At 44.4% G+C, this 23469-nt stretch carries 21 protein-coding genes; 4 read left to right on the top strand and 17 right to left on the bottom strand.

What is annotated here, in order from left to right; all coding sequences use genetic code 11:
* Positions 1-29: 29 nt before the first annotated feature.
* From ACRN9H_RS12145 to ACRN9H_RS12075, 15 genes are all read right to left on the bottom strand, one after another.
* A complete protein-coding gene (locus ACRN9H_RS12145; protein ID WP_432314059.1) occupies positions 30-647 on the bottom strand; it encodes a pilus assembly FimT family protein in 618 nt (205 codons plus the stop codon).
* A gap of 82 nt (positions 648-729) precedes the next feature.
* Complete coding sequence (locus ACRN9H_RS12140; RefSeq protein WP_432313984.1) at positions 730-1224, bottom strand: MSHA biogenesis protein MshF; 495 nt, start codon at positions 1222-1224, stop codon at positions 730-732.
* 5 nt (positions 1225-1229) lie between these two features.
* On the bottom strand, positions 1230-2450 hold the full coding sequence (locus tag ACRN9H_RS12135) for a type II secretion system F family protein (protein ID WP_432313982.1): 1221 nt from the start codon (positions 2448-2450) through the stop codon (positions 1230-1232).
* A gap of 2 nt (positions 2451-2452) precedes the next feature.
* Entirely contained in the window at positions 2453-4213 is a 1761-nt protein-coding gene (locus ACRN9H_RS12130; protein ID WP_220773115.1) for a GspE/PulE family protein, read from the bottom strand.
* The gene (locus ACRN9H_RS12125; protein ID WP_432314057.1) at positions 4210-5364 is read right to left on the bottom strand and encodes a tetratricopeptide repeat protein; all 1155 of its coding nucleotides are present in this window, start codon (positions 5362-5364) and stop codon (positions 4210-4212) included. The genes ACRN9H_RS12130 and ACRN9H_RS12125 overlap by 4 nt, the downstream gene beginning before the upstream one ends.
* Before the next feature lie 14 nt (positions 5365-5378).
* Entirely contained in the window at positions 5379-6287 is a 909-nt protein-coding gene (locus tag ACRN9H_RS12120) for an ExeA family protein (protein ID WP_432313980.1), read from the bottom strand.
* Between the two features lie 6 nt (positions 6288-6293).
* Positions 6294-7973 (bottom strand): pilus (MSHA type) biogenesis protein MshL, encoded by a 1680-nt coding sequence (gene mshL, locus ACRN9H_RS12115; RefSeq protein WP_432313978.1) that lies wholly within the window; start codon positions 7971-7973, stop codon positions 6294-6296.
* A gap of 14 nt (positions 7974-7987) precedes the next feature.
* A complete protein-coding gene (locus ACRN9H_RS12110) occupies positions 7988-8308 on the bottom strand; it encodes an MSHA biogenesis protein MshK (protein WP_246611736.1) in 321 nt (106 codons plus the stop codon).
* The gene (locus ACRN9H_RS12105; RefSeq protein WP_432313976.1) at positions 8295-8945 is read right to left on the bottom strand and encodes an MSHA biogenesis protein MshJ; all 651 of its coding nucleotides are present in this window, start codon (positions 8943-8945) and stop codon (positions 8295-8297) included. Before ACRN9H_RS12105 ends, ACRN9H_RS12110 begins: the two co-directional genes overlap by 14 nt.
* On the bottom strand, positions 8942-9541 hold the full coding sequence (locus ACRN9H_RS12100) for a fimbrial assembly protein (protein WP_432313974.1): 600 nt from the start codon (positions 9539-9541) through the stop codon (positions 8942-8944). The genes ACRN9H_RS12105 and ACRN9H_RS12100 overlap by 4 nt, the downstream gene beginning before the upstream one ends.
* Positions 9538-10416: an MSHA biogenesis protein MshI gene (locus tag ACRN9H_RS12095; protein WP_432313973.1), complete on the bottom strand. Its 879-nt coding sequence runs from the start codon at positions 10414-10416 to the stop codon at positions 9538-9540. Before ACRN9H_RS12095 ends, ACRN9H_RS12100 begins: the two co-directional genes overlap by 4 nt.
* 238 nt (positions 10417-10654) lie before the next feature.
* Positions 10655-12598 (bottom strand): RNase E specificity factor CsrD, encoded by a 1944-nt coding sequence (gene csrD / locus ACRN9H_RS12090; protein WP_432313972.1) that lies wholly within the window; start codon positions 12596-12598, stop codon positions 10655-10657.
* Positions 12599-12782: 184 nt separating this feature from the next.
* Positions 12783-14027, bottom strand: coding sequence for a malic enzyme-like NAD(P)-binding protein (locus tag ACRN9H_RS12085; protein WP_432313970.1), 1245 nt, complete (start codon positions 14025-14027; stop codon positions 12783-12785).
* Positions 14028-14551: 524 nt separating this feature from the next.
* On the bottom strand, positions 14552-14764 hold the full coding sequence (gene rpmE / locus ACRN9H_RS12080) for a 50S ribosomal protein L31 (RefSeq protein WP_076499292.1): 213 nt from the start codon (positions 14762-14764) through the stop codon (positions 14552-14554).
* A 181-nt stretch (positions 14765-14945) separates the two neighbouring features.
* Positions 14946-15911, bottom strand: coding sequence for a FimV/HubP family polar landmark protein (locus ACRN9H_RS12075; protein ID WP_432313968.1), 966 nt, complete (start codon positions 15909-15911; stop codon positions 14946-14948).
* Between the two features lie 102 nt (positions 15912-16013).
* Here ACRN9H_RS12075 and priA point away from each other — a divergent pair, with 102 nt between their 5' ends.
* The 4 genes from priA to ACRN9H_RS12055 all read left to right on the top strand — a co-directional run bounded on the left by priA (position 16014) and on the right by ACRN9H_RS12055 (position 21400).
* Positions 16014-18209 carry a primosomal protein N' gene (gene priA / locus ACRN9H_RS12070; RefSeq protein ID WP_432313966.1) on the top strand — a complete coding sequence of 732 codons (2196 nt, stop codon included), beginning with the start codon at positions 16014-16016 and terminating at the stop codon, positions 18207-18209.
* A gap of 134 nt (positions 18210-18343) precedes the next feature.
* On the top strand, positions 18344-20089 hold the full coding sequence (argS, locus tag ACRN9H_RS12065) for an arginine--tRNA ligase (RefSeq protein WP_432313964.1): 1746 nt from the start codon (positions 18344-18346) through the stop codon (positions 20087-20089).
* A gap of 3 nt (positions 20090-20092) precedes the next feature.
* The gene (locus ACRN9H_RS12060) at positions 20093-20821 is read left to right on the top strand and encodes an SPOR domain-containing protein (protein WP_432313962.1); all 729 of its coding nucleotides are present in this window, start codon (positions 20093-20095) and stop codon (positions 20819-20821) included.
* Between the two features lie 354 nt (positions 20822-21175).
* Positions 21176-21400: a hypothetical protein gene (locus ACRN9H_RS12055; RefSeq protein ID WP_220773127.1), complete on the top strand. Its 225-nt coding sequence runs from the start codon at positions 21176-21178 to the stop codon at positions 21398-21400.
* A 187-nt stretch (positions 21401-21587) separates the two neighbouring features.
* Here the strand turns inward: ACRN9H_RS12055 and ACRN9H_RS12050 are convergent, their stop codons facing one another.
* Positions 21588-22526 (bottom strand): SPFH domain-containing protein, encoded by a 939-nt coding sequence (locus tag ACRN9H_RS12050; RefSeq protein WP_432313960.1) that lies wholly within the window; start codon positions 22524-22526, stop codon positions 21588-21590.
* Positions 22526-23461, bottom strand: a complete 936-nt coding sequence (locus ACRN9H_RS12045) for an SPFH domain-containing protein (RefSeq protein ID WP_432313958.1) — start codon at positions 23459-23461, stop codon at positions 22526-22528. Before ACRN9H_RS12045 ends, ACRN9H_RS12050 begins: the two co-directional genes overlap by 1 nt.
* Positions 23462-23469: the final 8 nt, after the last annotated feature.

Here is a 23469-nt window from a genome sequence, read left to right as displayed (position 1 = left end):
ATAAAAAAAATAAAACTATAAATTATAATCTAAGGTGTAAATGGCGTTTGGGTAAAGCTTAGCACTTTACCTGTACCAGGGTTATACACGACCCCTTTAGCACCTGTTGTTGATAAATCTGGCGTTGGTGTGGGTACACCATTAGTTTGGTTTAACACCAGTGAAGCCACTTGGTGATAAACGCATAAATCTAAACCAGCGACAGCAGTACCTGTGATCGAGTTCGCACTGCCACCCGCACCATCAATCATACGTACTGTGTAACGTTGGTTACGAGCATCATCAGTGTAAAGCACATTACGAGGTGCGCTCTGCAATACAGTATTAAACACTTCTTGGCAGCTAGCATCTGTCATCGCCGTGGCATCCGTCACTGATATGCCCGTTGGATAACCAAAGCGAGGGTCGAGAGCCACTGGTGTGCCGTCAAGAATAACGCTGCTATTTTGGCGTCCGTCAACTTCCCACTGAGAGCGAACAAAACTCACTGCAGTTGATAAGCCTCCGGCGACACCGTCAACACTGGCATCTTCAGCACTATCGGTAACATTTAAAAACCGAGGGATCGCAGTTGCTGCCAATAAACCCAAAATCACAATGACAATGACAAGCTCAATTAATGAGAACCCTGCTTGTTTCGTTTTCACAGTTTTCATATATGCCCCTATGCTTAATCATTTTATTCTAACAGTTAAATCAATTTTAAAAAGCTATTGAGATAACAATATTTTACGGTGCAGCCAAAAATGTAACGCTGCCAGAATCCAGTTGATAACCTAAACTATCGCCATTGGACGACAAATAGCTACAGCTATTATCTTGAGCCGAATAATCAGCGACCAAGTCCGTATTATCAAGTTCTGCCCCCATTAACTGCCACCATAAATCCTGACAACCTTGGGCAGTGAATGACTTAGGTTGTGGCCAACCGAGATCATTCACACTGACGACACTGATTTCTGGTTTTATCGATATATTGTCCAATACTTCCCAATTCAACTGCATCTGTTGTGGTTTACCTAGGGATAGCCACTGCGATCGCACCATGACCAACACATTCAATAAACGAGTATGTTCGACTTCTAATCCACGCGCCGCAATTTGCGGTAACGTCAAAAAATACTTAGCACCGACAACAGCCATAATAACTAATACTAGCCCTACAGAGATCATACGCCCATAGATATGTAATAGATCATTATCGGCCTTTTGTTGGCTCTGCATTAGGGCTACTTCCCACCTTTAACGACATTGAGCATATCCCACATCGGCAGATATATACCTAGTGCTAATATTAAGACAATTACTGCGACAAAACCGATCAAAATAGGTTCCAATTTAGCGGTGAGATTCTTTAAATCATAATCAACTTCACCCTCATAAAAATCAGCAGCGTCATTAAGTAATTGATCAATTTGCCCCGTTTCTTCCCCTACTGCGACCATTTGCAGCACTAGAGGTGTAAACAGCTTGCTCTGATTCGACACCCTTAGCATAGAATCACCAGACTCAATTCCACGGCGCATACCGACTATTTTGTCATGCATATAGGCATTATCTACGGCATCAGCCACTAAGCTTAACGCCTGTGTCATCGGCACTCCAGCGCTGAGCATCATAGAAAAACTACGACAATAACGCGCTAACGTTGACCGCTCAATAATCGACCCCACAGCAGGAATGTGTAATTTCCATTTATCCCACTGTTTCTCGCCTTTTTCTGTATGGTGCCAATAGCGAATACCGATAATCGAACCAATAAGCGCCACCAGCATTAGCCCCCAATAATTCACAAATAGATTCGATGTACCAATCAGCACTTTTGTCGCCCAAGGTAAGTCAGCACCAAAACGTGAGAACATCTCGGCAAATTTAGGGATCACCATAATATTCAGGATCACCATCGCAATAGCGATAGCAATTAATACAAACATGGGGTAACGCATGGCCGCTTTAATGCGTCTCCGCGTTTCTTGCTCGCGCTCGATATAGCCCGAAAGCTGAATAAACGCATCTTCTAACTTACCGGTGTTCTCACCCACATGCACCATAGAAACAAACAAAGAATCAAACACATCAGGATGTTGATTCATCGATGATGATAATGGCCGCCCGGCTGTCAGCTGCTCAGAGATATTATTTAACGCATCTTTCATCCGCTGAGAATGTGCCGTTTCAGATAAGCCCGCAATCGCCCGTAAAATAGGGATGCCAGAGCGCGTCAGCGAGTACATTTGCCGAGTAAAAATCTGTAATTCTTCTAGCGCGACTTTACTGCCAAACAGCTGAGCCAATGAGAAGGGTTTAGTCACTTTGGCCACGTTGACCTCAAGGGGAATAATACCCCGCGACAGCAGGATATCAGCGGCAGCACTTTCCGATGCTGCATCTAATTGCCCCGTCACGGGTTGACCTTGACCACTGCGTCCACGGTATTGATAAATTGGCATAATTACGCCTCAATGCCTTGTTGACTGATAATATCCTTAGATAAGGGGATGTGTGATTCGCTCACGTCCTCGACCAACTTCGCCACCTCTTCAATCGTCGTCATGCCTTCACTCAAATATTGTAAAGCTGACTCGGCAAGCGGAGTAAAGTTAGGGCTATTTAACGCGGCTCTGGCGAAATCCTGTGGATTACTGGTACGCATGGCATCAACCATCTTATCGTCCAGCTCAAGAATTTCAAAAATACCAATACGGCCGCGATAGCCACTGCCGTTGCAACTCTGGCAACCGGTACCTATTTTAAAGTTTGCATGGGTAAAATCTTTACGACTCACACTAGTTAACCACGCCTTTTCCTGCGCGGTCGGTTGATAGTCGACCCCACAGTTATGGCACACCCGCCGCACTAAACGCTGGGCAATAATGACTCTTAAGGCACTGGCGACTAAGTAACTGGCAGCGCCCATATCCAGTAAACGTAGTGCACTGGTGACCGCATCGTTAGTGTGTAATGTCGATAACACAAAGTGACCGGTTAACGCGCCCCTAAGACCAATCTCAACGGTTTCTTGGTCACGCATCTCACCGACCATGATGATGTCGGGGTCTTGGCGTAACGTGGTACGTAAAACGTTCGCAAAATCTAAACCAATCTTATGGTTAACTTGTACTTGGTTTATTCGTGGTAATTGATATTCGATAGGATCTTCGACGGTAATAATCTTACGATCAGCGGTATTAAGCTCGCTCAGAATGCCATATAGAGTAGTGGTTTTACCGCTACCTGTCGGCCCAGTCACCAATAGCATGCCGTGAGGACGTTTAATTTGTTTACGAATACGCGCCAAAATAGCCGGTGGCATACCGGTTTCGTTCAAGGTTAATAAACCCGCCGATTGATCAAGTAAACGCATTACCACAGATTCGCCGTGGTAAATCGGCATGGTCGACATCCGCACATCAATATGATGTCCTTTGATCTCCATTTGAAAGCGACCGTCTTGTGGCAATCTTTTTTCTGAAATATCGAGTCCGGCCATTAACTTAAGTCGCAGCACTAATGCGGCGGCAATGTTAACTTCATTCAGAATCGTTTCGTGTAACTGACCATCGATACGCTGACGAATACGCAGGGCTTTATCACCGGGCTCAATATGAATATCCGAGGCGCGCATTTGCACCGCATCCTCAAAAATCGACTGTAGTAACTTAACGACTGTGGTTTCATTATCACTGTCGCCTGAGGTGAGGCTGGCTAAATCGAACATCTGATCGGCGGCGTATTCCTCTTCAAGCTTACCGGCGATCTGAGCAATTTGGTCTGTGCGGCGATATAAGTTATCAAAAGCTTGTAGCAGTTGCTGCTCGGGCGCCACGGCTAACTTTAAACGTTTGGGGGCAATAAGGGCTTCGAGGTGATCAAGCGCCTGCAAATCAGCCGGGTCGCTCATCGCCACGAGCACGCTGTCGCCTCTGTCTTCAACCGCTAAAGCGCGGAAACGTCGTGCTTGCACTTCAGGAATTAAGTGCACCACCTCTGCGGAAATAGGCAGTTTGCTGATATCAAGAAAGGGGACATTTAACTGCTGGGATAAAAACTGCAGTAATTGATGCTCAGTAATCGATTGTAGATCGATCAAAGTACGGCCTAACTTTTTGCCGGTGTTACGCTGTTCAGCCAACGCTTGTTGTAACTGCGTTTCAGTAATAATTGATTCTTGAACTAACAGATCGCCTAAACGCATTTTTAATCTGGGTTTCATTGGCTATCTCCTAGCTGAGTTAAACGTTGTTCAATAAAGGCACTCGCCTGCGCTGATAAGCCTCTATGGCCTAGTGCAGTGCGATAAGCTTGGCGTGCTTGGGTAAATTGTTGCTGAGAATCAAGTGAATAAGCCAATCCCATCCACCATTTAGCCTGTATTGGTTCTTGTTGTAATAACTGCCTATAAGCTTGTTCTGCTAAGGAAAACTGGCCTAATTTTTGTGCGATATCCGATTGTGCCATCCACTTTTGCCTCGCGAGCAGGTGCGTGTCGGGTATGTTAGCTAACGTCGCCAGTGCCAAACTAGGCTGAGCAGAAGCTTGCTGAACCCTTGCGAGAAGCAGCGCAAAGTCGACTTCTTGCGGATATAAGATAAGACCTTGTTGTAGCAGATCGCTGGCTTGAGCTAATTGATTCTGCCCATAATGCAGCGCAGCCAATTGTTTACGTGCTTCATGCATGCCAGGGTCTAGCGCGAGTGTTTGTTCATAATAATCAATAGCACGACTGAGTTGACCGTCCTTCTGCGCCTCGCTCGCTAACGCAAAACGCTTATTTGCCAATTGCTGTGGCGTTAATGTCACTTCTGTTATCGCCATTTTCCCCTGTGCTTTTGGAGCAGTATTAGCAGCAACGGCGGATATGCTATCTGGCTGATTATGATCATCCTTGGCAGGCATATCCTCAACGAACTCAAGGCTCATGTCTGATTCTGACTCTTGTTCAGACTCAGGCTCTAAATCAGTCTCAGGCACGGGTATGGCAAGCTGTTTAGCGGCTAAAACTGGCGTAGTGATTTGAGTATTGGAGCCAATTTCAGCACGGGCGGCTGTCGTTACCTTGACGGGTGTCGCCACAGTATCAAGGCTTGCCGAGGTGGGTTTCCAAACTACGCTGTCAACTGGCACAGGATCTGTGGGAGCCGAGATTAATGGATTATGTTCATTTGTGAGAGTCGGTGTTGCTTCAACTGATGTTGCCATAAAGGTTTGCCAGCCATAAACAACTCCACCGCCTAGCAACAGCGAAAAAACGCAGAACAATAACCTGTTAAAATAGGAGTTAGAACGAGCTAAATACTGTATCTGTGGTTGGATAACGTTACTAAGCTCATGACCTTGTTGGCGCTTATCGAGATCCTGCAGCATCTTGTTGATCACGCTCATACAACATCCTTAAAAAAATGCTGTAATCCAAGGCCAAATACTAAAGTCATTAGCGCTAAAAACGGTAACCACTTCCACGGCCATAATCGGCTGGTACTGGCATCTTCGGTATCTTGAATTGCTGCTTTAACATGGGAGCTTTGTACACAAGCAGCGCCCTCGCCAAAACTTAACAACAAGGCTTTGTGGGCAAGAATATTGATCAATCTGGGGATCCCTCGGGACGCATGGGCTATCTGACGTGTTTCCCGTGATGTAAATAAGGCTTCGCCAGCGCGTCCTGCTATGGCTAATCGGTGGCGAATATAAGCATCTGTTTCGTCTAGTGTTAATGGACGCAGATTATAACTAAAAGTAATGCGTTGCCTTAATTGCCTAAATTCTTGGCGTTTAAGCCGCTCATCAAGCTCTGGCTGTGCAAATAACACGACTTGTAATAATTTGCGCGTCTCGGTTTCAAGATTAGTGAATAAACGCAGCGCCTCTAAACTATCGTCCGGTAATGCCTGTGCTTCATCAAGCACTAATACAATAGCGTGCCCATGGGCACTTAAAGCTAAAAGCTGTTGTTGAATAAGCCCTGTGAGCTGTTGTTGATCAATATTACTGGCGTATTTAAGGCCCAGCTCACTCGCCACCGCCCAACGTAACTCCGTAGGGGTAAGGTAAGGATTCGGCAAATAAGCACAATGGAACTTACTCGGTAATTCATTGATGAGTTTACGACAAATCAATGTCTTACCCGTTCCTACTTCCCCAGTCACCTTAATAAAGCCTTCACCCGTTTGTAGGGCGGTTTGCAATACTTGCAAGGCTTCTACGTGCGGTGATAGTCCGAAAAAAAATCCGGTATTGGGTGTCAGTGAAAATGGCGCTTGGCTGAGGCCAAAATGCTTCTGATACATAGAAGCTTAATTTGTCTCCGGATACCAACGATCTAATAAGGTCTTAGAACGTTGTAACTCGGTTTTCCAGGTATCGACACCTACAACCGTAGGTTTAAGTAAAATGATTAACTCAGTTTTCTTCTTTTGTTTACTGCGGTTTTTAAACAACTCACCTAACAAAGGAATATCACCCAGCAAAGGCACTTGCGATACCACTTCAATATTTTCACTCTTCATCAGGCCGCCAATCACCACCACATCACCTGAAGCTGCACGAATAACGGTATCTGACTCACGAATTTCACTCTGAGCCAAAGGTAACTCTAAAGAGGCATCGCTCACTTTAATATTTTTAGTTTGTTCTTTTACATCAATAACTGACGGATGCACATGTAACAGTACGTTACCATCACGATCAATTTGCGGAGTGACATCTAAAGCAATACCAGAGAAAAATGGCGTAAGTTCTACCTGCGGCGTTGTCACGGGTGTTGTACTCGCCACTGTGGTCGATGAAACGTCAGTCACAAAATATTCATCAGTCCCCACTTTAATCACCGCTTTTTGGTTATTCGATGCCGTGACCCTTGGGCTAGACAGCACATCGACATCGCCTTGGGTATCTAAGAAATTGATCATCGTCGTAAAGTCTGAGCCTTTGATGCTAAGTGAGGTAACACCACCTATTGCAGAGGTAATTTTATCGCTTAGACCTGGGCCTGCTGAGGTGCCAAAATTCACATTAGTATTACCGACATGTCCCAGCACATTGTCCCACTGAATGCCTTGTTGATAGCCATCGGATAAGGTCACTTCGAGGATTTTAGCTTCAAGGATAACTTGGCGCTGTAAATGGCTTTCTGCTGTATTTAAGAAAGTACGCACTTGACGTAATTCACTCGGAAAAGCACGAATGGTGACTAAACCCGCCTGCGGCGTGACAACCACCTGACGACCGCCTCCGGTTTCACCAATAATAGAGGTCAGCGTTTCTTTTAACTCGCCCCAAAAATCTGTCTTAGTACGCGAACGAATAAAAGTGCCGTTAGAGCTGTCACTACTGCCATTGTTACTGGAGTTGTTACCGTTATTACTATTCGAATTATTGTTCGAATTACTATTATTTGAATTATCGCTGTTTGAGTTATTACTGTTTGAATTATTGTTATCCGACAGGCGCCCCGAACTCACCGAGGTGAGCGACAAACCGTCACGCTCCATATACAGATAGTTCAGTGGAAAAGTCTCTGTGCGCATTCCTGCTGGGAATACGCGTAAAATTCGGCCTTCACGACTTACTTCGTAGCCATAAATATCTTCAACCACTTGAATCGCTTCGGTTAAAGTTACGCCTTTCAAAGAGAGCGAAATCGTTCCTTGCACATCGGGATGCACGGCGACGCTCAGGGGCGTACCTTGGACTAAGCTTGGGAAAAAGACTTTTGCATCCACATCTAGGGCCGACACATCGAAACGGCGCTCAGCTTCCATGACTGGAGTTAAACCAGACAATAAGGCTCCAGCATTCAATTCTCGCTGCACCGCATCTGGCATAGTCGCAGGCGGTGGCGTTGTTGATACCGTCGCTGTCGCCATTGAAGCGGCTAATTCATTTTTACTCGCCTCGGGTTGTGGCCTATTTGTGGTCTGACACGCCACAAGACAAAGTGAGAGTAGAGGTGTGAAGTATTTAATCGCTGTCATCGGAGGTGTATTCCCTATCTCTCTGTTATTGCTTGAAACAATGTCAATTTCCGGCCATCGGATAGTGACACATAAGCTGGGGTGATCTTAACAATTCTCAGCCCCTGAATATTGTCACCTACAGACACTATTTTGTTATTAATTACAGCGTAAGCAGTGTTGCCGGAGCTGACTATGCTATTGAGGATTATCGCCTGATCTTGCATTTGACTCGTGGTATCTACCGCAGCAAAGCCTTTGCCCGGCAATGTGGGATCTCGCAGCGACTCAGCCAAAACAGCTGTGGAGCTTAAGCAAAGTAAAATGCTAATAATATAAGACTTATTTAGACACACTGATAAAGTCCTTATTAATACTTAAGGTATAAAGTTCAATCTCAATCGTCGCCAGTGGGTATTGTGCAACGTTATAATCAAGACGCTTCCAATACAACTTATCTGGCATAGCTTCAACTGCTTCAACAAAACGCAGTACGGAGAAATAATCGCCTTCTAAACTCAAGCGAATACCATGGCTATACAGGTTCAACTTTTTATCTTCACCTACCGCTAACAAGGGTATGGGCGCTATCGACATAAACTTAATTAATTTAATCCCTTGCACTTGTCCAAGTAAGTTACTTAGTAGCTCAGGCATATAATCTGCCGGTACCATAGCCACCATTTGCTCATCGAGTTGGCTATCTAAATCTTGGTTTTGCTGTTCGACTATAGCTAAGCGCTGCTGATAATCTAGGTTAGGATCTAGGGCTAGGCGCTGTTGATATAGATCAACTTGCTGAGCTGAAATACTATTTTCTTGCTCTAGGACTTTAAGCTGCTGCGAAATCGATGCATGGGTTTTCCAAATCGATTCGAGCGGCAAGTAACTCAGCATGCCCAGCACGGCCAACACAGCAGTTGCAATTAACACCCGCTCTCGGCGGCTTAACGCATTAAACTGCTGACCTAAATGGGTTAACTTTTGCTTCATTGCGTGGCCTCCTTGCTACTACTTTTCAAGGTAAAAGCCAAAGGTTTATCTTCACCACGATCCATACTCATCGACGAGAAAGCGTGTCCTTTGAGAGTACGTGTTGTCTTAAGCTTATCTACCCACAGCGGAATACTCTGTGGGTGGTCAGCAAAACCTTCGAACATAAAGTCCTGCTCGTTGATTACAATATGACTTAGCCACACACTGCCATCCGCTACGGCGGCAAGGTCTTTAAGTACTGGAGCAAAACCGCGGCTCGTTAAGGAAGCCCTTAAGCTTAATTCTCCCATGAGCAACTGCTTTAACTCTAACTGCTGGGTCACTAAATTGACTCGTTCAACCAGCGCAGGATCGGCTTTGCGTGCAGTGAGCTCCGCCTCTAATGTCTGCTTTTGAGTATCAAATTGCTGTTTTTGCTGCGTTGCAAATTGTAATTCTTGCCGTAAAGAGTTGACTTGCCAGTAGCTATAACTCACACAAACGGCCAAAAGGAGTAAAACACTTAGGGCATAAGCCCCTAAACGAGTAAAAGTCAGCCTTTGCTTTGGTGGCAATAATGAGGGAGTGTAAAGGTTAACGCGGTATTTAATCACTCTACACCTCTTGAAAACTCGGCAAATGCGAGCTGCGCCATTTGAGCGTTAACACTGCTTTTATTGATAACATTCACACTTTGATTAAAATTAGCTGAAAGTAATGTCGCCAATTTATCCACTGCGCCATCGACAAGCAGTTCGATAGAAGCCACAGGAGCTTGTCTTAATTGACTCTCAAAATAATCCATCGAACGCTGGATTTCTAAGCTGAGATTGTCTGCCATACCATAAGCAAGTTCCTCTGCTGGAGCCTTATCTAAATGAGTAAATCCTCGTACTCGGCGCTGCATATAAAGCTGGCCTTGCTTAACCACAGTTAATAACAATTCCTGACCGGGATTATGGCTCACCACTAACCGAGCTTGGTTATCATCACCAAAAAGGTTTGTCATCGCTAATTCTTCGATACCGATACCAGCAAGTTGTAGATTTTGTTCGTGCATAGCTTGAACCATACTGACAAGCTTGGTTTTATCCACCACCACTACATTAATTTTATTACTGGCTAAGGGGGACTCAAAATAATCCAAATGAATCTGTGGCACAGGCAAGCTAACCATATCTTTAACTGACCACAGTAAAGCTTGCGGCAGCTCAGTCACATCGACATTGGGTTTATCGGTTAGCAGTAATTGATACAGGCTTGAAGCTAAAATCAGTTGTAACTGTGCATTGGGAAAAGATTTGGCTACAGCACTGAAGCCTGCAGACCAGTTTTCATTTTTAAGTTCAAAGGGTTGCCACTGCTCGCTCTTGGCATCTTGTACAGGCGCATATACCCATAACTTATCGGCGCAGACATAGACCCCGATATTAATAGGGGGCGTGTTTTGCTGCCAAAAGGCGAATCGACCCATAAAACTTTTTCCCATAAAATGCCTATAACTAACTGAATTTAAAAGCTTGAGTTTGCTCTTTCGTTTAAACGTCTTGTTTTCTTGCTATCCAATGTTTAATAGCTCTGTGTTTAAACATTCTATTAATACTACCAGCACCGTAATTTTACCTGATTAGTCTAGCTGCTAATGGGCATAGTTTATAGATAAATACGTGAATTATATGTGCTATTTTTCATCTACAATGGCAACAACTACACAAAAATTCAAGATTCTACTTGGCCTCTATCGGTTCACTAAAATACATTCCCTGTGCAGCGCTAACACCAAGAATTTTTAGTGTCTGCCACTCTTCAAAAACCTCAACGCCTTCGGCACAAACTTGCACCTCAGTGCGATATAAACCACCAATCAAGCTACGGATAAATAACTGGTTTTCAGGTCGCATATGGATGTGCCGTACGATAGAACGATGCACCTTAATTAAATCAAAATGACACTCACGAATATAATAAGTACCGACAACTTGCTCACCAACATGATCCACACAGAGTCTGGCACCCATTTTGCGAATCATATCCAACTTAGGGAGTAACTTTTCTTGATGTTGGATCACGATATCTTCAGCTACTTCAAAAATCAGCCGCGGGGTCAAATGCCGATATTCTAATAACGTTGTTTTTAGCCATTGTGTAAATGCTCGGCTCATTAACGAATCCAAGCTCAAGTTAATACTGTATCGCTGCGGCGCAGATTTTACATTTGAGGGTAAATTCGATACTTCGATCGTTGGCTCATTCGATAATAACAGTAAAACACGTTCAATAATTTGCCTTTCAACCTGCGGCATTAAGCCACATTTATTAGCCATAGGAATAAATAAACTGGCACGAATTAATGCCCCTTGATTATCCCTAGAACGCGTAAATATCTCCTTATGATGTTCATTACCATCAGAATCGATTACCGGCTGGCTAAAGGGGAAAAATCGCTTTTGCACTAAGGCATTTTCTAAAAAGCTCCGCCAACGCACTGAACCTTTAGTAAACTCTTCATCAATCGCCCCTTTATCGTACATAAACCAATTACTATTGCCTTGTAATTGTGCCGCCCTTAACGCCATATCAGCCTCTTCAATTAACTGCGCTGCATTGTCTCCTGCGGTAAAATAGGCGCAGCCAAGGTGGAAAAAGTTGTCACGATTATCGATCTCGGGTAAAGGCTGACTCAAACATATCTTGAGTAACTTACTGGCCAATTTTTCAGCTTCAATAAGCGATATTTGTGGTACTACAATGGCAAACTGATGATGGGAGCGACGGGCAAAGATACTATTGGCTTGGTTTTGTAAAAGCAGGCTAATAGCATTAACGGTCGAGTTGAGAAATTCTTTCGCCGCTATTTCACCTTGGGATTGTTGTAATAAATCCAGATCATCCATTTCTAATAAATAAATAACGCCATGGGCGAGCATCGACTGATTATGACTCAGCGCATCGAGACGGTTAGTTAAAAATAACCGATTACCTATATGAGTTTCTGCATCCAGAAAAGTATTAGAGCGGATAAATTTGTCAAAACGACCCCGCTCCTTTTGCGCATCTTGTAACTCTTCGAGTAGCTTAGTTAACGCACGATTAATTAACCGAGGTCTACCCTTTCCGGGACTTGCCAGCGCCTCCTCATGCTTACCTTGTAAAATTAATCGACTACGTAAAGCTAATTCCTCAATACCATCTAATTGCTGTGAAAACCATAAATGGCCAAAACGCACTAATGCAATAACGGCAAAAATACCGATTAATAGAATAAGAATCTCATACCAACTGAAAGTGTAGTGATCGAAGGGTTGTGGCAAGGTCAATTGCATGTGCAAGCCAGATTTAGGCTCTAGTACATGGTCGTATATCACCGCATTTTGAGTGGAAAGATTACCTTTATAGGCAAATAACACTTCATCTTTTAAGCTCAGACGAAAATCAACAGCATTATAAGCAAGAAGCATTGGCGGCAACCAAGCCTCTAACTCCCAGTCTGGCTGACGCTGATAATGCTCCACCAGCATAGTCTCAAGTCCAACCACTTTTTGCTGCTGGAACTTATAAGTCAGCTGCACAAAGCTCATCACCGCGCTCAATATAAATACGAAGGCAACTGCAGCCAAAGACATTAACCAAAAACTGGTTAATTTTGTAGTTAACATCCGAGTGAATTTCATCTATCCGCTATCCTGCAGGATTATTATAATTATCGAAAATATTTCAACATAAGATTAACAAATCTATCTGCTGATTATTCAGTAGCCTAACCCAAAAGGCAACTAAGGTGCGGTAACTTAACCCAAACCTAGAAATAAAAAAGAGACTCATAAGTCTCTTTTTTATGTAGTCAGAACTTTTTGTTTAGTCGGCGTATTGGGGCAAAGTCGTAATAACAGCAACCCCAGAGTCAATAGCCGCTTGTGCAACAGCACGTGCGACTACTGGCAATAAGCGTGGGTCCATCGGTTTTGGCAGCACATACTCAGTACCGAAACTTAATGACGTCACGTTAGGGTAAGCCTTTAATACGCTTGATGGTACCGCTTCTTTTGCCAGTCCCGCAATCGCATAGACAGCAGCAATTTTCATCTCATCATTAATACATGAGGCACGTACATCTAATGCACCGCGGAAAATAAACGGAAAACAGAGGACATTATTAACTTGGTTTGGATAATCACTACGGCCCGTACCCATAATTAGATCACTACGTGTTGCATGGGCAAGTGCTGGTGTAATTTCAGGGTCTGGATTAGAACAGGCAAATATTACTGGCTTATCAGCCATTAATGCGACTTCTTCTGCACCAATCACGTCAGGTCCAGATAAACCTAAAAACACATCCGCGCCCTTAATGGCATCAAGCAGCGTACGTTTATCGGTATCATTCGCAAACAATGCTTTATATTCATTAAGGTCTGTGCGGCCAGAATGAATAACACCTTTAGTATCTAGCATATAAATGTTAGCGCGATTCGCACCACACTTTACCAGCATAGTCATACAAGCTATGGCGGCGGCACCGGCTCCCATACACACAAAGATCGCGTCGCGAATCAACTTACCTTGAATTTCCAGCGCATTGATCATACCCGCAGCGGTCACGATTGCGGTGCCGTGTTGATCGTCATGGAATACAGGCACTTTACAACGGGCAATCAATTCGCGCTCAATAATAAAGCATTCTGGTGCTTTAATATCTTCAAGATTAATACCACCAAAAGTGTCTGCAATCGCAGCAACGGTATTAATAAATTCTTCAGGCGTATTATGCGTAATTTCAATATCCGTCGAATCAATATTCGCAAAATGCTTGAATAATAATGCCTTACCTTCCATTACAGGTTTAGATGCCAAAGGGCCTAAATTACCTAGACCTAAGATAGCGGTACCATTAGTAATCACGGCAACCGTATTACCTTTATTGGTATAACGATAGGCATTGTCAGGATTAGCCGCGATTTCACGTACTGGCTCAGCCACTCCTGGACTATAAGCTAAGGCAAGATCGTGACTCGTTTCGGCTGGTTTAGTTAAACAAACTGCGGTTTTTCCTGGAACGGGGAATTCATGATAATCGAGTGCTTGTTGACGAATATCTGACATTTTAAAATCCTGAAATGCGGCATTTATAAGTTATGAACGTAAGGTCGACCAACACCTATTTAGCCTCTTATAAGGGCGATATAAATAGTCTTGCTGGTCGAGGTAAGATACGCCAATAAAGCGACTTTTAAAATAAGATATTCATAATTTTCATCTTAGCAGGCAAATAGATCCTCTAAGCTTAATTTTATAAACTTATCTCATCTAATAAAGCGACATTTATTATTAATTACTGTAGAAAAAAAACATATATTTTATCGATATGATGCGAGTTACAGCAGGTTTACAGGCGTAATTTTGGTTAAATTACAATATCTAACTGTTAGCCTGTTTATCTTATCCTTAAATACTATAAAAAAGTAGAATAACTAATTTGAATTATAGATATTGGATATATTGGTGATTTATTGAGTGAAGCCATACCAGATGGGTGTTTTATATAGCGCTAGAGGATTGAGAATAACCAATGACAAAAAGTAAAAAGGCACCGAAGGCGCCTTTTTTTAGAATAATTACAATTGTAATTATTTCTTTGCAAGTGCACCAAAGCGCTTGTTGAACTTGTCGATACGACCGCCAGTATCAACAACTTTTTGTGTACCAGTATAGAATGGGTGACAAGCACCACATACGTCTAAGTGTAAATCTTTACCAGCAGTAGAGTTTACTTTGATAACGTTACCACAAGTACAGTTTGCAGTGATGATAGCGTATGTTGGGTGAATACCTGGTTTCATTGGGGTTACCTCAAAAGTGTAAGGCCATGTCGCTCTTCCAACCCGTAGTCGGATACCACATGCATGTTAATAACAATATGTTTAGGGCGCAGAATGTTACAGCATAGCCCTGACGGATACAAGTAGATTATCTGAGCATTTAGTGGTTAAAACCGTCTATTTTTCATGTTGATTTGCCACTTTATTTTCCGGCTTCTTTCGCCTCAAACAACGCCTTTGCCTCTTGCGCATTGGCATACTGCGCTAAAATTATTTTCGAAGGGCAAGCTAGCACCGCATTACTCTTGAGTGCGTTGATTTTATTCTTCGAGAAAGCAGCAGGGTTTGCCTCATAAATCGCCAGCATCGCACCATAAACGCTCACGTTCCAATCCTTTGCATAGCGATTGGCCGTGCGCCATAGCGTCTCACCTGCGACATACGTTAACTGACAATGTTCAAGCGGCGGAGAGGCGCTTTGAGCATTATTGGCCTGCAGTCGTTTATGCTCATCATTCACTGCCACCAAGGTTTCTGCCTGCATAACGCTATCGGCTGCGTTAAGCATTTTATCTGCAGCGGCAACGGGCACTTTTTGCCCAAGAGCAGTATCAGAAAAGTTAAACCCTACAGCGGCTGCCACTACAGGCTCATTCGATTGGGGATTTAAAGTCGTGGGGCTTTTATCGGTGAGTAACGCTGATTCGGCCATCGTTTTGGTAGGCGGCTCAACGGCGGTAGCAATACGTTTGGGAGTCGGTGCGGTAGTCGTTTTAGTCCCTGCTGCTGTCGCAGTTGCTGTTTTGGCTATCGAGGTTGATCTAACGGCACCAAATAAATTGATACTTTTGACGTCATACCATCGATCAAGGCGATATTCTCTCACTAAGAGTTTAGCGCTGCTATCCTTCACATCTTCAACGCCCGTCAGTAACACTAGAAAGCGATTAAGCTCCTCAACCATTAACTTTTCTTCGCCGCCAGCTTGCACCACCACAAACTCTAAGCGCGACATATCTTGATTGTCAGCAATCACATTCACCCTGAGTTTAGGATAACCTCCTAACTCAAACATACGGCTGTTAACGCTCACATGGGAGACTTGTGCCATGCTCGGCGCGCTACACACTAAAGCCAGTAGACCTAATGATTTCACTATATTAGTCATTTATTTGCTCTTAACTATCCTTGGTAAACCATCATTAGGGCTAGCCCTAGCCTGCCGCGCTGAGTACACTAAACCACATTCTTGCCTAAGACTTGCCTGCATATGTCATTGTTTGTCGAAGTTGCGTTACCTGTGCCTATGCGGCAAACCTTTAGCTACCGCGTACCCGAAACTTATCCTAGTACACCGCAGATAGGCGTGCGCGTTAAAGTCCCCTTCGGTCGTCAACAATTAATCGGATTAGTCACAGGTATCACAGATACGTGCAGCTTAGCCCCTAAGCAAATTAAGTCCGTGCTTGAGTTTATCGACGATAAACCTTTGTTGCCTGAATCACTCTATAAATTAACCCTTTGGGCTGCGAGGTACTATTTTTGCAGCCAAGGGCAGATGCTAACCCAAGCTCTACCTGTGGCTCTGCGTAAAGGGCTCGATGCCGCGCCGCAAAAAATCCAATTTTGGCAATTAACCGAAATAGGCCAAAATATTGCGCCAGAAGCGGTTAAGCGCGCGCCCGCTCAAAAGAAATTACTCGAGTTGCTAAAATCAGCCAACTTAACCCAAGAAGAAGTCATTAGCTTAGACATCAGTAAAGCGGCACTGAAAGCCCTCGAAGATAAAGGCTGGGTGGCGCGCCATGAGAAAATCGCCGAGCTTAATCTGGACTGGCGTACCACACTTGAAATGGACGAAACGCCACATAAACTGAATAAAGAACAGGCCGTCGCGGTTGCGACCTTAAACTTACAGCAAGGATATCACTGTACTTTATTAGAAGGCATTACCGGTTCGGGTAAAACGGAAGTCTATCTTGCTGTACTCGAAGAAATCCTCAAGCAAGGCAAACAAGCGTTAATTTTAGTGCCTGAAATCGGCTTAACACCCCAGACAATCAATCGCTTTAAGCGCCGCTTCAAAGTCAATGTTGCCATTTTGCATTCAGGGTTAACCGACAATCAGAGACTCGAAGCATGGCGCCAAGCCCGCTGTGGTCAGGCTGCAATCATTATCGGCACCCGCTCAGCCTTGTTCACACCTATGGCGTATCCCGGCATCATCATACTCGATGAAGAACACGACAGTAGCTTCAAGCAACAGGAAGGTGTGGGTTATCATGCCCGCGACTTGGCAGTTATGCGTGGCCATTTAGAAGCGATTCCGGTGATTTTGGGCACAGCGACGCCCTCACTCGAAAGTCTACAAAATGCCTTAAGCGGACGTTACCATCATTTACAACTGGGTGAACGCGCAGGTGCAGCTAAAAAAGTGCGCCAAGGCATTATCGACATTAAAAATATGCCGCTGAAAGCCGGTATGTCAGTGCCGTTACTGAACGAAATCCGCCTGCATTTAGACGCAGGCAACCAAGTCTTGTTGTTTCTCAATCGCCGCGGCTTCGCACCAGCCCTGCTTTGCCACGAGTGTGGGCACTTACACGAATGCGACCGCTGCGACGCGTTTTTCACGGTACATCAATCCCTTGGCGAAATTTGCTGCCATCATTGTGGCAATCAATACGCTATCCCCAAGCAATGTCACAAATGTGGCAGCACTATGTTGATGGGCCAAGGCATAGGCACAGAACAGCTCGCCGAAGCGCTGCAACTGGAGTTTCCTAAACATCCGGTGGTGCGTATCGACCGAGATACCACCCGCCTTAAAGGTTCACTAGAAACCCACTTAAATGCGATTCATAAGGGGGAATATAAAATCTTAGTGGGCACACAAATGCTCGCCAAAGGCCACCACTTTCCTGATGTCACGCTTGTTGGATTACTCGATGTCGATGGTGCCTTATTTAGTGCCGACTTCCGTGCGCCCGAGCGTTTTGGACAACTTTATACCCAAGTCGCCGGTCGTGCGGGCCGCGCCAGTAAACCCGGCACGGTATTATTGCAAACTCACCAGAGTGACAATCCCATTTTGCGGGATTTACTGCACCGCGGTTATGGCGAGTTTGCTCGCAGCCAGCTAAAAGAGCGTCAACAAGCGCTGCTGCCGCCAGCATGGCACATGGTGTTGGTGCGCGCCGAAGCGCATTTAGCCAGTGATGCCGATAACTTTCTCAACGCCTTTGCCGCGCTCTTGCCCCAAGATAAAGAATTTGAGGTGATTGGCCCTATGCCAGCGCCCTTAGATAAAAAAGCCGGCAAGTTCCGTCGACAACTGCTATTCCAAGCGAAAAACCGCAACCGTCTGCAGCAAGAGTTTGAACGTATTCATCCGCTTGTAGAGCAACTCATTGAGGCCAAACGCTGCCGATGGAGCTTAGACAGAGATCCGCAGGATCTCCTCTGAGTCGCGGATTTAATAAATATTTAAGCATCATTTAATAAAAAATCATCGGGAAGATAGCAATTGCTCACCACAAACGGCTAAAATATGCGGTTATTCCCTGTATTCACTCTTAAAGTTAGTGCCGATTAAAACCCATGAAATCACATATCCAATCATTACTTGAACAAACACTCGAATCCTTTAAACAACAAGGTATTGTGCCTGCTGACTTTGAGGCGCGCATTCAGGTAGATCGAACCAAGGATAAGAGCCATGGCGACTTAGCAACTAACTTAGCCATGATGCTGACCAAGGTCGCGGGCAAGAACCCACGCGAATTAGCTCAGCTGATCATTGATACCTTACCCGCCTCTACTTTTGTGGCTAAGGTTGAAATTGCAGGACCAGGCTTTATCAACTTTTTCATCAACGACAGCGCCTTAGCAGATCAACTGCAAAATGCACTGAACGATGAGCATTTCGGTATCAAACTGCCGACGCCGCAAACCGTCGTCGTCGATTACTCTTCACCAAACCTTGCCAAAGAAATGCACGTAGGCCACCTGCGTTCAACCATCATTGGTGACAGTGTGGTGCGCGCACTAGAATTTTTAGGCCATAACGTCATTCGCCAAAACCATGTGGGCGACTGGGGTACTCAGTTTGGTATGTTGCTGGCCTATATGGAAGAACTCCGAGCCAAAAATGGTGAGCGAGCACAGCTAGAATTGTCTGATTTAGAAAACTTTTATCGTGCCGCTAAATTACGTTTTGACGAATCGGCAGAGTTTGCCACTCGCGCTCGTCAATTAGTGGTTGAGCTGCAATCAGGCGACGCATATTGCAATAAACTGTGGCGCGAATTTAACGATATTTCATTAAGTCACTGCCACGACGTTTACGCCCGATTAGGCGTGAGTTTGACCCGCGCCGATGTTCACGGTGAAAGTGCTTATAATGCCGATCTTGAACAAGTGGTTAAAGATCTAGATGCCCAAGGTTTATTAACTGAAAGCAACGGTGCCAAAGTGGTATTCCAAGAAGCCTTCCGTAATAAAGAAGGTGAGCCACTGCCGGTTATCATCCAAAAGGCCGATGGCGGCTACTTGTATGCCACCTCAGATCTTGCGGCAATGCGTTATCGCTCAAGCGTATTAAAAGCTGATCGCGTATTGTATTTTGTTGACCTACGTCAGGCGCTGCATTTCCAGCAAGTTTTTAGCCTCGCTAAACTGGCTAAATTTGTTCGTGAAGATATGTCATTAGAACACTTAGGATTTGGCACCATGAACGGCGAAGATGGCCGTCCATTCAAAACCCGTAGCGGTGGTGTGGTTAAATTAGTCGATTTATTAGATGAAGCTAACGTGCGCGCGCTCGAACTCGTACGCAGCAAAAATCCTGATATGGATGAGGCGACATTGACTGAAATCGCCCGTGTCGTTGGGATCAGCGCCGTCAAATATGCAGACTTATCAAAAAATCGTACCAGCGATTACATCTTCAGCTTTGAACAAATGCTTAGCTTTGAAGGCAATACCGCGCCTTACCTGTTATACGCTTATACCCGTGTTGTGGGCATATTCAAGCGTGTAACGGATTTGGACCTCAGCCAAGCTAAAATCGAACTTGAGCATGAAAAAGAGAAAGATCTCGGTAACAAGTTGGCGCAGTTCGGTGAAATCCTCAATCGCGTTGTAGACAAAGGCCAACCACACGTATTGTGTGCGTATTTATATGAACTCGCAGGGGCTTTTTCTAGTTTCTACGAAGCTTGCCCTGTGCTTGCTGCCGATAACGACGCGCAAAAGAATAGCCGTTTATTGTTAGCACAACTGACAGCCCGCACCTTACAAAAAGGCCTAAATCTACTCGGTATCGAAACATTAGAGCGGATGTAAGCCATGAGTCATCGCGATTATGCCAATAGAAGGCCGCAAACGGGCGCTAAACCGCGCCCAGTACGCGCAACTCGTCCATCTAGAGCCAAGCCTTCACAATCTAAAGCGGCGCGGCGCACTCAACTGCCGCTGACGCTGATAGCCTTTGCCATACTCGCTGTGGGTGGTTTCATCTATTTTCTCTGGAGTATTAAAAATAATGCTCCGCAAGAGGAAAAGCAGCAACCCACTGTGGTCAAAAAAGCCCAAATCAAGGTTAAGCCGCAAGAAACAACCTTACTCACTCCTAAGGTGAAGGAACCCGCGCGCCAAGTGGTGGTGATCCCCGAGGAAATAGCTGAGCCTGTACCTGTAGCTGAGCCCGTAGTCGTCCCATTGAAGAAAGATCCTAATGCCTTGCCGCCAAAGCCAAAGGAAGAATGGACCTATCTCAAGGAGCTCGAAAACAAACATGTCGAGGTCGATATCCCCGATGTGGTGGCAAGCCGCACACCAGTGCTATATCAGTTGCAGTGTGCGTCTTTCCGCCAAGAGTCACAGGCTAACGAGATGAAAGCCGTGATCGCATTTCAAGGTTTAGAAGCACAGGTAAGGCAAATCGAAGGCACGACTGGTACTTGGTACAAAGTCGCTCTAGGCCCCTACGAGCGCAAGCGTGATGCCGAGCGTAAACGCCATACGTTACAAAAGGCGGGTATTAATGGTTGTCAGATTTTGCCCGTTCCCAAATAACATTTACATCCTATATTAGCTTATTTTAATAGGCTAATGACTCAAAAAATAGCGGCCAGCGTTTTATCGAAGCCGCTATTTTTTATTTGTTAAACGATAATGTGATATCGCTTCGATTGCCGCTTCATCACTCACCATTCATCCAATCACCTCTTAAAAACCTCTGTTTTAAACAACTCAGATTTAAAAAAAATATTTTAACAAAGTTGTAAGTTACTGTTAGTAAATAACAAATAATTTTATTAATAAAGATTAACATGCAGTTTAATTGACCTAGATCAAACTTAGGCGTATTTCTTAATCAACAGCCAAACGACTGTATCTTTATTAAATCCAACCTTAGGGTGACGTATTATGAATGCACTAATTGAGATAGAAGCCACCGAATTTAGCCAACTTTTCAAGAATGGCGACATGCTAGGCATTAGGATGTTTATGGAGCATGTCCGCATGCCACTGGATGTTCAGGATAAAATTTATGATGAAATATCTGCACTGAAACAATTAGAACAAAACCAAATAGCAGCGCTGATAGAAACTCACAGTCATTCCCAAATTCATGAACGTTTAGCTTATTAGTATTACACTTAATGAATCATCTAACCCTGACAACAGCTTCTAATCATTCATTCAACAGAAGCTGTACCATCAATTTTAGCCCTCGACTAACTCATCAAATGACGACCAAAAAATAAGGTCAAATACAGAATATTTGACCTTATTTTATAACAAGAATAAAACCTAAGTTATCGGTTAACTAACAACCTTAAGTGTGTTTTTCTTCCGTTAAGCCGATGCTATTCATCCAATAGTCGAAATCAACCATATTACCCGGCAATACAACGCGACTACTCTTCTGACTTAAGCCATCGAGTTGCTTAAAGTACTGCTGGCCGAGCTGCATCCGCAGAGCATTGTGACCACCAGGCGCAGCAATCACAGAGGCAAGACGTTCTATCGATTCCGCCGTTGCGCGAGAAATGGTTAAAATTTCCTCAGCCTTACCTTCGGCTTCGTTAATCCGGCGCTGCATCTCACCTTCAGAACGGTTTACCGTTTCAGCTTTAACCCCTTCAGAACGATTAATTTTGCTCTGTTTGTCGCCTTCACTCTTAGCCAATAATGCACGACGCTCACGCTCAGCATTCACTTGCATTTCCATGGCATTTTTAACGGTTTCTGGTGGGGTAATATTTTTAATCTCATAACGGTGTACGCGTATTCCCCACATAGCGCCCGCCTGATCTAAAACTTGCACAACCTTAGCAGAAATCACATCACGCTCTTCGAAGGTACGGTCCAGATCGAGCGTACCAATAACTGAACGCGTTGTCGTTTGTGCTAACTGGATTGCGGCATAGCGATAGTCAGTAATGCCGTAACTGGCTTTAACTGGATCAGTCACAGAGATATAAATGACCCCATCGACTTCAACGTTCACTTCATCGCTCGAAAAACACTCCTGCGGTGGAACGTCTATGGTCTCTTCTTTCAAATCATGAATAAAAGCGACTTTGTCCACAAAGGGGATCAAGGTATGAAAACCCGCATCTAAGGTACTGTGATACTTACCTAAACGCTCAACAATATGAGCAGACTTAGTCGGTACTAGGCGAATAGATTGGAATAACTTAATCACGAAAATGGCAAAGATAAGTCCCCAAATTGCCATAACAATTAAATCAGTATCTAGGGGAATATTCATTATCGTGCTCCTTTGCCAAGATTATTCTGGCCGCTCATTGTCTGAGTGACTTGCTCCATACCTTCGAAGAAACCTTCGAGTTTTGCCATTTCCGCAGGAACCACTGACACTTGTGCATCATTTAGAATTTTACCGACCTGAGCAATAAACTGCTCTTTTAGTAGCATATTCATTGCATCAGTACCGCCATTAACGGCTAACGCTTGCGAGATCATCGCCATGCCTTCGGATTTCGCTTTGGCAATAATCGCGATCTCTTGACCTGTACCTTTGGCTTCATTAATCCGTTTTTGTTTTTGGCCTTCTGAAAGGTTAATTGCCTCTTGGCGTTCACCTTCAGACATATTGATCATCGCCGCTTTCTCAGCATTGGCTAAGGTAATTTCAGCGCGCTTACGACGCTCTGCTTCCATTTGCTTTTCAAGGGTATGGATAACATGACGTGAAGGGGTGATATTACGGATCTCATAACGTAGCACCTTAATCCCCCAAGGCTCAGATGCCTTATCAATTTCACGTACTATGGATTCATTTAGGCTATCACGCTCTGAAAAAGTCTCACTCAAACTCAACTTACCGATCTCAGAACGCATGGTTGTTTGGGCTAAGTTCACCGCAGCTTTACGATAGTTCTCAATGCCATAACTTGCCAACTTACCGTCCATCACTTTTAGATAGACGAGGCCATCGACCTCAAGTTGAGTGTTATCTTTAGAGATACAGCTCTGCGGCGGCACATCTAATACTTGTTCACGAGTATCATGACGATAGGAGACACGATCGAAGAAGGGAATGAGAAAGTGAAATCCTGGTTGTAATACTGCACGAAATTTACCAAGACGCTCAATAACATGCACTTCACGCATCGGTACGATGAGCATTAGCTTATAGAGAATAAAAAAGATAAATAAAATGACTAAGGTAAATATAAACATAGATCCCA

It is taken from the genome of Shewanella sp. MF08487 (assembly GCF_050848685.1).
Classification (GTDB): Bacteria; Pseudomonadota; Gammaproteobacteria; order Enterobacterales; family Shewanellaceae; genus Shewanella; species Shewanella glacialipiscicola.
Note: the sequence above shows the minus strand (reverse complement) of the source record. Positions and strands in the feature narration are given on the sequence as shown.